11 protein-coding genes are annotated in these 13,030 nt (G+C 70.8%); 9 read left to right on the plus strand and 2 right to left on the minus strand.

Translation table 11 applies throughout. The annotated features are described in order from the left end of the window. The first annotated feature begins 135 nt into the window (after nt 1–135). Genes C2L59_RS37790 through C2L59_RS37805 form a run of 4 tightly spaced genes read left to right on the plus strand, consistent with a single transcriptional unit; the run spans nt 136 to nt 3,550 of the window. On the plus strand, nt 136–1,173 hold the full coding sequence (locus C2L59_RS37790) for an iron ABC transporter permease (protein ID WP_103354398.1): 1,038 nt from the start codon (nt 136–138) through the stop codon (nt 1,171–1,173). Beyond that, complete coding sequence (locus C2L59_RS37795) at nt 1,173–2,231, plus strand: iron chelate uptake ABC transporter family permease subunit (RefSeq protein WP_103354399.1); 1,059 nt, start codon at nt 1,173–1,175, stop codon at nt 2,229–2,231. The genes C2L59_RS37790 and C2L59_RS37795 overlap by 1 nt, the downstream gene beginning before the upstream one ends. Nucleotides 2,232–2,234: 3 nt before the next feature. Then, nucleotides 2,235–3,044 (plus strand): ABC transporter ATP-binding protein, encoded by an 810-nt coding sequence (locus tag C2L59_RS37800; protein WP_103354400.1) that lies wholly within the window; start codon nt 2,235–2,237, stop codon nt 3,042–3,044. 20 nt (nt 3,045–3,064) lie between these two features. Then, nucleotides 3,065–3,550, plus strand: coding sequence for a DinB family protein (locus tag C2L59_RS37805; protein WP_103354401.1), 486 nt, complete (start codon nt 3,065–3,067; stop codon nt 3,548–3,550). Nucleotides 3,551–3,596: 46 nt separating this feature from the next. Here C2L59_RS37805 and C2L59_RS37810 read toward each other — a convergent pair whose 3' ends face one another. Next, nucleotides 3,597–4,895 carry a lysine N(6)-hydroxylase/L-ornithine N(5)-oxygenase family protein gene (locus tag C2L59_RS37810; protein WP_103354402.1) on the minus strand — a complete coding sequence of 433 codons (1,299 nt, stop codon included), beginning with the start codon at nt 4,893–4,895 and terminating at the stop codon, nt 3,597–3,599. Nucleotides 4,896–5,008: 113 nt separating this feature from the next. On the opposite strand from C2L59_RS37810, the gene C2L59_RS37815 reads away from it, so the two are divergent. From C2L59_RS37815 to C2L59_RS37835, 5 genes are all read left to right on the plus strand, one after another. Next, nucleotides 5,009–5,953: a methionyl-tRNA formyltransferase gene (locus C2L59_RS37815; RefSeq protein ID WP_103354403.1), complete on the plus strand. Its 945-nt coding sequence runs from the start codon at nt 5,009–5,011 to the stop codon at nt 5,951–5,953. 55 nt (nt 5,954–6,008) lie between these two features. After that, complete coding sequence (locus tag C2L59_RS37820; protein ID WP_103354404.1) at nt 6,009–8,093, plus strand: alpha-galactosidase; 2,085 nt, start codon at nt 6,009–6,011, stop codon at nt 8,091–8,093. 113 nt (nt 8,094–8,206) lie between these two features. After that, nucleotides 8,207–9,481, plus strand: coding sequence for an extracellular solute-binding protein (locus C2L59_RS37825; RefSeq protein WP_103354405.1), 1,275 nt, complete (start codon nt 8,207–8,209; stop codon nt 9,479–9,481). After that, the gene (locus tag C2L59_RS37830) at nt 9,463–10,425 is read left to right on the plus strand and encodes a carbohydrate ABC transporter permease (RefSeq protein ID WP_103354406.1); all 963 of its coding nucleotides are present in this window, start codon (nt 9,463–9,465) and stop codon (nt 10,423–10,425) included. Before C2L59_RS37825 ends, C2L59_RS37830 begins: the two co-directional genes overlap by 19 nt. After that, nucleotides 10,422–11,243 (plus strand): carbohydrate ABC transporter permease, encoded by an 822-nt coding sequence (locus tag C2L59_RS37835; RefSeq protein WP_103354407.1) that lies wholly within the window; start codon nt 10,422–10,424, stop codon nt 11,241–11,243. The genes C2L59_RS37830 and C2L59_RS37835 overlap by 4 nt, the downstream gene beginning before the upstream one ends. A gap of 99 nt (nt 11,244–11,342) precedes the next feature. Here C2L59_RS37835 and C2L59_RS37840 read toward each other — a convergent pair whose 3' ends face one another. After that, nucleotides 11,343–12,980, minus strand: a complete 1,638-nt coding sequence (locus C2L59_RS37840; protein ID WP_103354408.1) for an ABC-F family ATP-binding cassette domain-containing protein — start codon at nt 12,978–12,980, stop codon at nt 11,343–11,345. Nucleotides 12,981–13,030 lie beyond the last annotated feature (50 nt).

Raw genomic sequence — 13,030 nt, forward strand, 5'->3', positions numbered from 1 at the left:
GGTAGACCAGCCTCCCGCTGCTCACGGCACCCCCATCGGGGCGCTGAATTAGGTGACCCTAACAAACGGATGGTGAGGATGCACTCCTGTACCATCGGTTAGCCTTACCTAAAATCAGTACCAGTCGGAGGTGCGGTGCGAACAGACCCCGGAGGGATCGCTCTCAAGCGACGCCCGCCACACACGGGCCGCGCGCTCGGGCTCCTGGCCGCCCTCGGTGTCCTCGTCTTCCTGTGCCTGCTGAGCATTTGGCTCGGGTCCAAGGAGATCTCGTTCGGCGCCGTCTGGCAGGTGCTCTGGCACGACGACGGTTCGGCCGACGCCGTGATCATCCACAGTGTCCGGATCCCGCGGACTCTGCTGGCGGTGCTGGTCGGCGCCGCGCTGGGCCTGGCCGGCACCCTCATGCAGGCGCTGACCCGCAACCCCCTGGCCGACCCGGGCCTGCTCGGGATCAGCGCCGGCGCCGCGTTCGCCATCGTCTTCTCGATCACGGTGCTCGGCGTCGGTTCCCTCTACGGCTACCTCTGGTTCGCCTTCGCCGGCGCGCTCGCCGCGACCGCGGCCGTCTACTTCCTCGGCACCCGCGGCCGCACCGGCTCGAGCCCGGTCAAGCTCGCCCTCGCCGGGGCCGCCGTCACGGCGCTGCTCGGGTCGTTCACCAGCGCGATGGTGCTGAAGGACCCGGTGGCGCTCAACCGGTTCCGCTTCTGGTCCGCCGGTTCGCTCGCCGGCGTCGACAGCGGTTCGCTGCTGCGGGTCCTGCCCTTCCTCGTCGCCGGCGTGGTGCTGGCGATCGCGAGCGGGCCCGCGTTGAACAGCCTCGCCCTCGGCGACGACGTCGCGGTCGCGCTCGGCCGGCGGCTCGGCCCCCTGCGGCTGCGCGGCGCGCTGGCCATCACGCTCCTGACCGGCGCTTCCGTCGCGGTCGCCGGCCCGATCGTGTTCCTCGGGCTGATCGTCCCGCACGCCGTGCGGTTCGTGGTCGGGCCCGACCACCGGTGGCTGCTGCCCTACACCGCGGTCCTCGCGCCGAGCCTGCTGCTGGCCGCCGACATCCTCGGCCGGATCATGGCGCGCCCCGGCGAAGTCCGCGCCGGGGTGATCGTCGCCTTCCTCGGCGCACCCTTCTTCATCTACCTGGTCCGCCGCCGCAAGCTGGTGGAGTCCTGATGAGCCTGCTGCAGGTGCGGCGCGACCGCGTCACCTTCCGCCTCGCGAAACCCGCGGTGTCCGGCCAGGTCCGGCTCCGGCCGGTCGCCGTTTCGCTGGTCCTCGCCGTGCTCGCGTTCGCGTTCTTCTGCGTGGGCATGACGATCGGCGACGTCCCGCTGAGCGTGTCCGACGTCCTGTCCGCCGTGTTCGGCGGCGGCGACAGCGGCACCGGCTACATCGTGCAGGAACTGCGGTTGCCGCGGGCGCTCACGGGGCTGCTGGCCGGGCTGGCGTTCGGCGCGTCCGGCGCGGTGTTCCAGACCATCACGCGCAACCCGCTGGCCAGCCCGGACATGATCGGCATCAACGCGGGCGCGGCCACCGCCGTCGTCGCCGGCATCTCCTTCGGCTTCGGCGGCGGCCTCGGCACCACCACGCTCGGCCTGCTCGGCGGGCTGCTGACCGGCGTGCTCGTGTACGTCCTCGCGTGGCGGCGCGGCACCACCGGCTACCGGATCATCCTCGTCGGCATCGGCATCTTCGCGATGTGCACCAGCCTGACCGACTACCTGCTGAGCCGCGCGCAGATCACCGAAGCCCAGGCGTCGATCGGCTGGCTCGTCGGCAACCTGGCCAACCGCGGCTGGGCGCACGTCGTCCCGCTGGCCTGCGCGCTGGCGGTGCTGCTGCCGCTCGTGCTGGCCCTCTCGCGGTGGATGCGCACGCTGCAGCTCGGCGACGACGTGGCGGCCGGGCTCGGCACGCCGGTGCAGCCGGTCCGGCTCGGGCTGCTGCTGTCCGGCGCCGGGCTGGTCGCCTTCGCGACGGCGTCCGCGGGCCCGGTTTCGTTCGTCGCGCTCACCGCACCGCAGATCGCGCAACGCCTGGCGCGCCAGGCATCCCCGCCGCTGACGGCGTCCGCGCTCACCGGCGCGGTCGTGGTGCTGGGCAGCGACATCCTGGCCCGCACGCTCACCGCGTCCCCGCTGCCGGTCGGCATCGTGACCGGCGCGCTCGGCGCCCCCCTGCTGCTCTGGCTGCTGGCCAGGGCCAACCGATCCGGCTCCGGAGGCTGAAAGATGACACCGTCCCTGCGCGTGCGGGACCTGCGCGTCGCCTACGACGACCGGGTCGTCATCGACGGCCTCGACCTCGACATCCCGCCCGGGCAGATCACCGCGATCGTCGGCGCCAACGCGTGCGGGAAGTCGACGCTGCTGCGGACGCTGGCCCGGCTGCTCACGCCGAAGGCGGGCGGGGTGTACCTCGACGGCCGCTCGATCCACGACCTGCCCACCCGGCAGGTGGCCCAGCAGCTCGGGATCCTGCCGCAGTCACCGGTGGCGCCCGAAGGCATGACGGTCGCCGACCTCGTCGGCCGCGGCCGCGCCCCGCACCAGAGCTGGTGGCGGCAGTGGTCCACATCGGACGAAGACGCGGTGCGCGCCGCCCTGGCGGCCACCGGGACGACGGACCTGGCCGACCGCCCGGTGGACGAGCTGTCCGGCGGCCAGCGGCAGCGCGCGTGGATCGCCATGGCGGTCGCCCAGGGCACCCCGGTGCTGCTGCTCGACGAGCCGACGACGTACCTGGACCTGGCGCACCAGATCGACGTGCTGGACCTGGTGGTCGACCTCAACCGCGGCGAGGGCCGGACGGTGGTGATGGTGCTGCACGATCTCCCGCAGGCGTGCCGCTACGCCGACCACGTGATCGCGATGAAGGCGGGCCGCGTGGTGGCGGCCGGCGAGCCGGCGTCGGTGATCACCGAGGAACTGGTCGACGAGGTCTTCGACGTCCGCTGCCGGGTGACCCCGGACCCGGTGAGCGGGACGCCGATGGTGATCCCGATCAGCCGCCACCACCCGGCACCGGTGCACCAGGCCTGATTCTCCGGCAAGCTGGACCCATGTATGCGCTGCCCGAAAAGACCATCGGCGCCGAGCGTGAGCTCCTGGAAGCCATGCTCGACCGCAACCGGCTCGCCCTCGTCGAGAACACGCGAGGCCTGTCGGAGACCGACGCCCGGCGCCGGCTGGTTTCGTCCCTGACCACGCCGATCAGCCTGGTCAAGCACGCCGCCGTTGCCGAGCGCCGCTGGTTCCAGTGGCTGGTGGCCGGCCTCGACGAAGCCGAAATCGACGGCCCGTCGACCCCGGGCGACGCCAGTTTCGCCGTCACCGACGACGAAACGGTGGCCGACGTGATCGCCGAGTACGAGCGCACCAGCGCCCGCTCCCGCGAAATCGCGGCGGGCTTCTCGCTCGAGGACCGGTGGACGCACCCGGTGGTCGGCGAGGTCAGCCTCCGGTTCATCTACCTGTTCCTGATCGAGGAGTTCGCCCGCCACACCGGGCACGGCGACATCCTGCGAGAACAGATCACGGCGGGCTGATCGGCGTGTCCCGGCGGTCCGCACGGGACCGCCGGAGCACCCCCGCTCAACAGCTGCTGACCGCGTACTCCCCCGCCGGCTCCGCCACAACCCGGCGGTCCACAACGGACGCAAGGATCTCCCCCACCCGCACCGCGGTGTTCGACAGCAGCGACGACGTGATGCCGTGCGTGTGCTCGGTGCCGCCCTGCAGGTAGATCCCGCCGCGCAGCGGGAAGTCCGTGGTCAGGCGGTAGTCGCGCTCGACGCGCAGGCGGCCTTCGGCGTCACGCAGGCACCGCGGGCCCAGCTCGCCGAGCAGCGGCGTCGGGTCCGCGGGCCGGTAGCCCGTCGCGTAGACGACCGCGTCGGCCTCCAGCACCGTCTGCGCGCCGGTCGTCAGGGACTCGACCGTCACCGTTCCCGCGTCGGTCACCTCGAGCGGGCGCGAGACGTTGAACAGCCGCAACCGTTCCACGCCCAGCACCTTCTCGCGGTAGACGCGCCGGTACAGCTCGTCGATCAGGTCGATGTCGACGGCCGAATAGTTCGTCGCGCCGTGGTAGCGCATCAGGCGGTCCTTGACCGGCTCGCCCGCGCCGTAGAACTGGTCGACCGCCTCCGGGTCGAAGATCCGGTTCGCGAACGAGCTGTCGTCGGCCGGGCTGTAGCCGTAGCGCGCGAACACCGCGCACACCTCGGCGCGCGGGAACTCGTCGTGCAGCAGCGCGGCGACCTCGGCGGCGCTCTGGCCGGCCCCGACCACGACGAACCGCTCCGGATCGGCGTCGCGCAGGGCGTCCACGCGGAACAGCAGCTCGCTGTTGTGCCAGATCCGCGGCCCGGCGGTGATCCCCTCGGGCAGCTGCGGGCGCAGCCCGGTGCCCACCACGAGGTTGCGGGCCCGCAACGCCGAACCGTCCGACGCCTCGACGTCGAAGTAGGCCACCTCGGAACCGTCGTACACCGGCTTCACCGCGACCACCTCGGTGCCGTACGAGACGACGTCGTCGACCTTCGCGGCCGCCCATTCGAAGTAGTCGTGGAACTCGACCCGCAGCGGGAAGAGGTTCTTGTGGTTGATGAAGTCGACCAGCCGGCCGGCCGCGTGCAGGTAGTTCAGGAAGCTGAACTCGCTGGTCGGGTTGCGCATGGTGACCAGGTCCTTCAGGAACGACACCTGCATCGTGGCCGTGTCGATCAGCATCCCGCGGTGCCAGCCGAACCGGGGCTGCCGCTCGAGGAAGTGCGCGGTCACCGGCTCGCCCGGGCCCGCGTTGTGTTCCGCGAGGGCGATCGCGAGGGCCAGGTTCGAAGGTCCGAAGCCCACGCCGACGATGTCGTAGATCGGGACCTCTGCAGTCATGTTGCTCCCTCGCGCGCTCCGGTACGGTTCAGGGAACCCTAACCTAAGTTAGGCGAGCCTCGCCTAGTACGTTCGTGGTGATGTTCGTCCCCGACCATGAAAGGCACTCTCGAATGCGCGTGGCGATGTTCGGCTACCAGACCTGGGGGCACCGGACCCTCCAGGCGCTCATCGACGCCGGCCACGAGGTCGCCCTCGTGGTCACGCACCCGAAGAGCGACCACGCCTACGAGCGGATCTGGGCCGACTCGGTCGCCGACCTCGCGTCCGCGCACGGCATCCGCGTCCTGCTGCGCGACCGCCCCGACGACGCCGAGCTGCTGGCCGAGCTCAAGGCCGCGGACCTCGACCTGATCGTGGCGAACAACTGGCGCACCTGGCTGCCGCCGGAGATCTTCGCGCTGCCGCGGCACGGCACCCTCAACATCCACGACTCGCTGCTGCCGGCGTACGCGGGTTTCTCGCCGCTCATCTGGGCCATGATCAACGGCGAGCCGGAGGTCGGCGTCACCGCCCACATGATGGACGGCGAGCTCGACGCCGGGGACATCGTGCTGCAGCGCGCGATTCCGGCCGGGCCCGCCGACACGACGACCGACCTCTTCCACCGCACGGTGGACCTCATCGCGCCGATCACCGCCGAGGCGATCTCCCTGATCGAGACCGGCTACACGCCGGTGCCGCAGGACCGGTCGAAGGCCAGCTTCTTCCACAAACGCGCCCAGCGGGACAGCCTGATCGACTGGACGCTGCCGCCCGCCGACCTCGAGCGGTTCGTGCGCGCGCTGCCGGACCCGTACCCGAACGCGTTCACCTACCACCGCGGCGAGCAGCTACGGATCACGAAGGCGTCGGTGTCGCAGGGCAACTACGGCGGCACGCCCGGCCGGATCTTCATCCGCGAGGGCGACGGCGTGGTGATCGTCGCCGGGCCGGAGGCCCGCCGCGGTCAGTCCCCCGGTCTGCTGGTCGAGCGCGTCCGCACCGCCGACGGGACCGACCTGCCGGCGGCCGAGTACTTCAAGACGATGGGCGGGTACCTCACCGACCGCCCGTGACCGGTGAGCGGGACATCCCTTGGCGGCGGCCACGCCGGTGAGCAGGATGTCCCGCATGGCCGGGATCAGCTTCCTCGACGAGCACCGCACCTGGGTCCTCACCGGGGAAACGAGCACCTACGCGCTGCGGCTCGGCGAAGACGACGTCCCGGTCCACGTCTACTGGGGACCCGCGCTGCCCGCGACCGCCGTCGTGGAGCTGATCGGGAAAACGCTTCCCTGGTGGGACGGCTTCAACGACCCCGGCGAGGGCGTCGACGAGCTCGCCGCCGACGGCGGCACCCGGTACTGGACGCCCGCGCTGCAGGTGCGGTTCGCCGACGGGACGCGGGCCCTCGAATGGCGGTACGAAAGCCACCACATCGCCGCCGGGCACCTGCGCCTGTCCTTCGCCGACCGGCACTACCCCCTGCGGATCACCCTGCACTACCGGCTGCGCGGCGACGTCCTGGAACGCTGGACCGAGCTGAGCGCCGGCACCGACGTCGAGGTGGTCCGGGCCGACTCGGCCACCTGGGCGTTGCCGATCTTCGAGGACTACCGGCTCAGCCACGTCACCGGCCGGTGGGCGGCGGAAACCCGGCTGCAGCGCGGGTTTGCGCACCACGGCGAAACGGTTTTCGCCAGCCGGCGCGGGATCACCGGCCACCACGCCAACCCGTGGGTGATGGTGGACGACGGCACGGCGACCGAGCGCCACGGCGAGGTCTACGGCGTCGCGCTGGCCTGGAGCGGGTCGTGGCGGCTGACGACCACGCGCGCGTCGACCGGCCGGCTGACGGTGAGCGGCGGCTTCGGCCAGGACGGCGTCGTGCACCGCGTCGGGCCCGGACGTCCGCTGACCACCCCGGTCTCCGCCGGGCTGTACACAGCCGGCGGGTTCGGCGCCGCGAGCCGCGCGTGGCACGCCTACGTCCGGGCCCACGTCCTGCCGCACCCGGGCGAACTGCGTCCGGTGCTCTACAACTCGTGGGAGGCGACCGGGTTCGACGTCACCGAGGCCGGGCAGCTCGCGCTCGCCGAGCGGGCCGCGGCGCTCGGCGTGGAGCTGTTCGTCATGGACGACGGCTGGTTCGGCGCCCGCACCGGCGACCACGCCGGCCTCGGCGACTGGCACGTCAACCGCTCCCGGTTCCCCGACGGCCTGAAACCGCTGGTCGACGCGGTGCACGGGCTCGGCATGCAGTTCGGCATCTGGGTCGAACCCGAGATGGTCAACCCCGACAGCGACCTCTACCGCGCGCACCCGGACTGGGTGCTGCACCACCCGCACCGGCGCCGGTCGGAGCTGCAGCGGCAACTGGTGCTCAACTTCGCGCGCCCCGACGTCGCCGCGTGGGCGCACGAGTGGCTCGACCGGCTCGCCGGCACCGCCGACTTCCTGAAGTGGGACATGAACCGGCCGTTCAGCGAGGCCGGCTGGCCCGGCGAAGCCGACCAGGACCGGCTGTGGGTCGACCACACCCGCGCGGTGTACGCGCTGCTCGACCGGCTGCGCGCGGATCACCCGGGCCTGCGGATCGAGTCGTGCGCCGGCGGCGGCGGACGGATCGACCTCGGCGTGCTCGCCCGCACCGACCAGGTCTGGACCTCCGACAACACCGACGCCCTCGACCGGCTGCGGATCCAGCACGGCTACGGCCAGCTCTACCCGGCCCGCGCGATGTCGGCGTGGGTCACCGACAACCCGAACTTCGTGACGGCGCGGTCGATTCCCCTTGGGTTCCGGTTCCACGTCGCCATGGCCGGCGTGCTCGGGCTCGGCGGCGACATCGTGCAGTGGTCCGAGGACGACCTCGCGCTGGCCCGGGAGCTTGTCGCGCGATACAAGAACATCCGGGCCGTCGTGCAGCACGGCGCGTTGTACCGGCTGCGGCCACCCGTCGACGACGGCGTCACGGCCGTCCAGTACGTCCTCGCCGACCGGGCGGTCGTCTTCGCCTACCGGCAGTCCGCGCACTTCAACGCGCCCGAGCGGCCGCTACGGCTCGACGGCCTCGACCCGGCTGCGAAGTACCTCGACCCGGATTCGGGGCGCACGCACAGCGGGGCCGTCCTGCTCGCGCACGGGCTGCCCCTCGACCTGCCCGCCGGGGACTTCGCCAGCGTCGTCATCCGGCTCGACCGGATAAAGATCTGATCTATCTTGCGGTTTTCTGGGGTTCAGCCGCCGTCTGACGCTTGACATCATCGAATAGGTCCGATGAGATGCGTCATACATCACATATGGTGGGTCAAGGAAGGTGGCTGGACATGAGAAGGTCCCTGGCGCTGGGAGCAGCGGTGCTCCTGGCGGTGAGCGGGTGCTCGGTCGGGTCGGACACCGGTGGCAGCGGCGGCGGCGCGGAGATCACCTTCCTGACGTTCGAAACCCCGAACCTCACGCCGGCCTACTGGGACGCCGCGATCAAGCGCGTCACGGACAAGAACCCGGGGATCAAGGTCAAGAAGCTCGTCGCGCCGACCGCCGACGGGCGGACGTCGTACGCGAAGCAACTGCTGCAGTCGGGCCAGTTCCCGGACGTGCTGATCGCCGTCGACTCGGCCGGCTTCGCCGAAGCGGGCAACCTCTACGCGTGGACGCCGGACGAGCTAAAGGACTTCCAGTTCCCGCAGGCCAATCCGGTCAACGGCCAGTACTACCAGCTGCCGGCCAACACCCAGACGATTCCGCCGATCTACTACAACAAGAAGATGTTCGCCGACGCCGGCATCGCGACGCCCCCGAAAACCTGGGACGAGCTGGTCGCGGACGCCGGCAAGCTCAAGGAGAAGGGCTTCTCGCCGTTCGCCATCGGCGGCGGCAAGGACGGCTTCCCGTCGTCGATGATCCTTTCCGGCCTGGTCAGCACCGAGGTCTACAACACGATGCCGGACTGGCTGACCCAGCGCCGCCAGGGCAAGGTGAAGTTCACCGATCCCGCGTTCCAGCACGCGTTCGCGAAGCTCGCCGACCTCGCGGCGAAGGGGTACGTGGACAAGACCAGCGTGTCCCGCGACTACGCGGCGACCGAGCAGGCGTTCCTCGACGGCCAGAGCGCGATGTACCCGATGGGCAACTGGTTCTCCGCCAACGCCGACTCGAAGAAGCACGGCTTCGATGTGGGTGTGTTCAACTTCCCCACCGAGGACGGCAAACTCGTCGTCCCGGCCTACACCGGCGGCGGCATGATCGTGAACGCCAAGGCCGCGAACCTCGACGCGGCCCGGAAGTTCGCCCTGGGCTTCCAGCTCGACAAGGATCAGCTGGACGCCTCGGTGAAGGCCGACGGCCTGTTCCCGGCGATCAAGGGCTACACACCGCCGTCCGACGCCGGCGCGACGTTCAAGGCCGGCTACGAGCTGTATTCCCAGGCCGTGCGGCAGAACGCGGTGGTGCACGCGTTCCGCTGGGAGACCGCGGACGACGGCCTGCTGCCGGGCATGAAGGACAAGGTCGACCAGGCCGCCCAGGACGTCATCACCGGCCGCAAGCCGGTGGCCGACGCGTGCGCGTTCCTGGACACCGAGTGGGCGAAGGCGGGCTGACGTCCTTGACCGCCGTCGTCTCTCCGCCGTCCCCGCCCCGGCCTCTCGCCCGCCGCCGGCGCCGCCGCCCGGTCCTGCCGCGGCTGGCGCACTTCGCGTCGTTCGGCGCGCCGGGCGTGCTCGTCTACCTGTGTTTCGTGATGGCACCGATTTTGATCAGCTTCGGCTACAGCCTGACGAACTACAACCCGTTCAACCCTCCCGTGAAGTTCGTCGGCTTCGACAACTACGGCCTGCTCTTCACCGACTCGCAGTTCCTCACCGCGTTGCAGGTGACGACGATCCTGACCTTGATCGTGGTGATCGTCCCCAACGTCCTGGGCCTCGGCGTGGCGCTGCTGCTGGACCGGAAAGGCCGGCTGTACAACGCTTTGCGGAGCGTGTTCTTCACGCCGGTGATCCTCAGCTCGGTGGTGGTCTCCATCGTCTGGTCCCGCCTGCTCGACGACCGCGGGCCGCTCAACAGCCTCCTCCGCGCGCTGGGCGTGGCCCACCCACCGGGCTGGCTGTCCGATCCGGACCTGGCCCTGTATTCGGTGGCGTCGATCGTGTGCTGGCAGATGCTCGGGTTCTGCGTGGTGGTCTACCTGGCCGGCCTCCAAGGCGTGCCGGCGGAACTGCTGGAGGCCGCGGAGATCGACGGCGCGGGGCCGGTGCGCCGCTTCCGCGCGGTCACGTGGCCGCTGCTGGCGCCGTCACTGACAATCACCACGGTGGTGCTCCTGATCTCGGCGTTCAAGACCTACGACTACGTCAAGGTGATCACCAACGGCGGCCCGGGTTCCGGAGCAACGGCCACGATCGCGTTCGACGTCCTGCAGACGGGTTTCGACTCGAACCACGTCGGCTACGCGTCGGCGATGGCGGTGTCGATGCTGGTGATCGTCGCGGTGGTGACGACGGTGGTGCTCACCTTCCTGCGTCGCCGGGAGGTGGACCTGTGACGCGGTCGTGGGTGCGGCCCACGGTCGCCGTGGTGGTCGGTGCGGTGTTCTTCGTGCCGCTGTACCTGGTGCTGGCCAACGTGGTCAAGGAAGGTTCCCTGATCGCGAGGGAACCGGCGTCGCTGCCGGTGCCGCCGACGCTGGCGAACATCCACGCGGTCCTGACCCGCCCGGACGGCCTGTTCTGGGTGAGCCTCACCAACAGCATCGTGGTGACGGTGCTGTCGATCCTGGTCCTCACGGTGTTGTCGGCCATGCTGGGCCACTACCTGGCGCGTTCGGGCCGGCGGTGGACGAAGGTGCTGACCCTGGTGCTCCTGGCCGGGCTGATGATCCCGCCGCAGGTGATCCTGATCCCGATCACGGACGTCCTCCGCATCACCCACCTGATGGCGACGCTGCAGGGGCTGATCCTGTTCAACGTCGGGTATTACGTACCGTTCGGCGTGTTCGTGTTCACGGGGTTCATCCGCGGCGTACCGGTGGACCTGGAGGAGGCGGCCCTGCTCGACGGCGCCGGCCGCATGCAGGTGTTCTGGCGAGTGGTGTTCCCGCTGCTCCGCCCGGCAACGGCCTCGGTGCTCATCTTCCTGGGCGTGTGGATCTGGAACGACTTCATCGACCCGCTGATCATCCTGGGCCCGAGCCAGGGAACGACGATCACGACGGGGATCTACCGGTCGATCGGCCAGTACCAGGCGGACCTCGGAAGCGTGTTCGCGTTGATGTTCCTGGCGACGCTGCCGGTGCTGATCTTCTACCTGGCGCTGCAGAAGCAGTTTGTGAAGGGCCTGACGGGAGGGGCGACGAAGGGTTGAGCAGTGCTCTTGTGAGAGAGCACCGCTCACGCACCCCAACGAGCACTGCACGAAACCGAGAGCACCGCTCACACCGCCGACAAGCCGAACCTCAAGCCGTCAAAGCTCGCGGACCTTCCCCCCGTCAACCTCCAGCCGCCGCGTCACGTGGACCGCGTCCAGCATGCGGCGGTCGTGGGTCACCAGGAGCAGCGTCCCCGGGTACTTGTCCAGCGCCGCCTCCAGCTGCTCGATCGCCGGCAGGTCCAGGTGGTTCGTCGGCTCGTCCAGCACCAGCAGGTTCACCCCCCGCGCCTGCAGCAGGGCCAACGCCGCCCGCGTCCGCTCCCCCGGGGACAGCGTCGCCGCCGAGCGCAGCACGTGCGCGGCCTTCAACCCGAACTTCGCCAGCAGCGTCCGGACCTCGGCGTCGGCCAGCTCCGGCACCTCCCGCGCGAACGCCGAAGCCAGCGGCACGTCGTCCAGGAACAGCCGCCGGGCCTGGTCGACCTCGCCGACCACAACGCCCGGCCCGAGCGCGGACGAACCCGCCGAAAGCTCGACCCGGCCCAGCAGCGCCGCCAAGAGCGTCGACTTGCCGGACCCGTTCGCGCCCGTGATGGCGACCTTGTCCGCCCAGTCGATCTGCAGGTCGACCGGCCCGAGCGTGAACCCGCCCCGCCGGACCTGCGCCTCGCGCAGCGTCGCGACCACCGCCCCCGCCCGCGGCGCCGCGGCGATCTCCATCCGCAGCTCCCACTCCTTGCGGGGCTCCTCCACAACGTCCAGCCGCTCGATCATCCGGTCGGTCTGCCGCGCCTTCGACGCCTGCTTCTCGGTGGCCTCGCTGCGAAACTTACGCGCCACCTTGTCGTTGTCGGGCTGCTTCCGGCGGGCGTTCTTGACGCCCTTCTCCATCCACGCCCGCTGCATCCGCCCCCGCGCCTCCAGCGAAGCCTTCGTGTCGGCGTACTCCTCGTACTCCTCGCGCGCGTGCCGCCGGGCGACTTCGCGCTCCTCGAGGTACGCCTCGTACCCTCCGCCGTAGACGTTGACCTGCTGCTGCGCCAGGTCCAGCTCGACGACGCGGTCGACGGTCCGGGCCAGGAACTCGCGGTCGTGGCTGACGAGCACGGTCGCCGCGCGCAGGCCGGACACGAACCGCTCGAGGCGGGCCAGGCCGTCCAGGTCGAGGTCGTTGGTCGGCTCGTCGAGCAGGAAGACGTCGTAGCGGCTCAGCAGCAGCGACGCGAGCCCCGCGCGCGCCGCCTGGCCGCCCGACAGCGACGTCATCGGCTGCTCGAGATCGACGTCGAGGCCCAGGTCAGCGGCCACTTCGGCGGCCCGGTCGTCGAGGTCGGCGCCGCCGAGGGCGAGCCACCGGTCGAGGGCCGCGGCGTACTCGTCGTCCGCGCCCGCTTCGCCGGCGGTGAGCGCCGAAGTCGCCGAATCGAGGTCGGCCTGCGCCGCCGAGACGCCGGTGCGGCGCGCCAGGAAGGCCCGCACCGACTCGCCCTCCCGCCGTTCCGGTTCCTGCGGCAGGTGCCCGACGGTCGCCGACGGCGGGTTCAGCCGGATCTCGCCGCTGTCCGGTCTGGCCAGCCCGGCCAGCGTCCGCAGGAGGGTCGACTTGCCGGCGCCGTTGACGCCGACCAGGCCGACGACGTCCCCCGGCGCCACGACGAGGTCCAAGCCGGAGAAGAGGATGCGGTCACCGTGGCCCGCGGCCAGGTCCTTCGCGACGAGTGTTGCGCTCATGAGGTAGCCGAGTCTACGACCCCGCGGCGAACTGTCAGATCAAGGTCAAA

The sequence above is a fragment of the Amycolatopsis sp. CA-128772 genome, from assembly GCF_002904295.1.
GTDB lineage: Bacteria > Actinomycetota > Actinomycetes > Mycobacteriales > Pseudonocardiaceae > Amycolatopsis.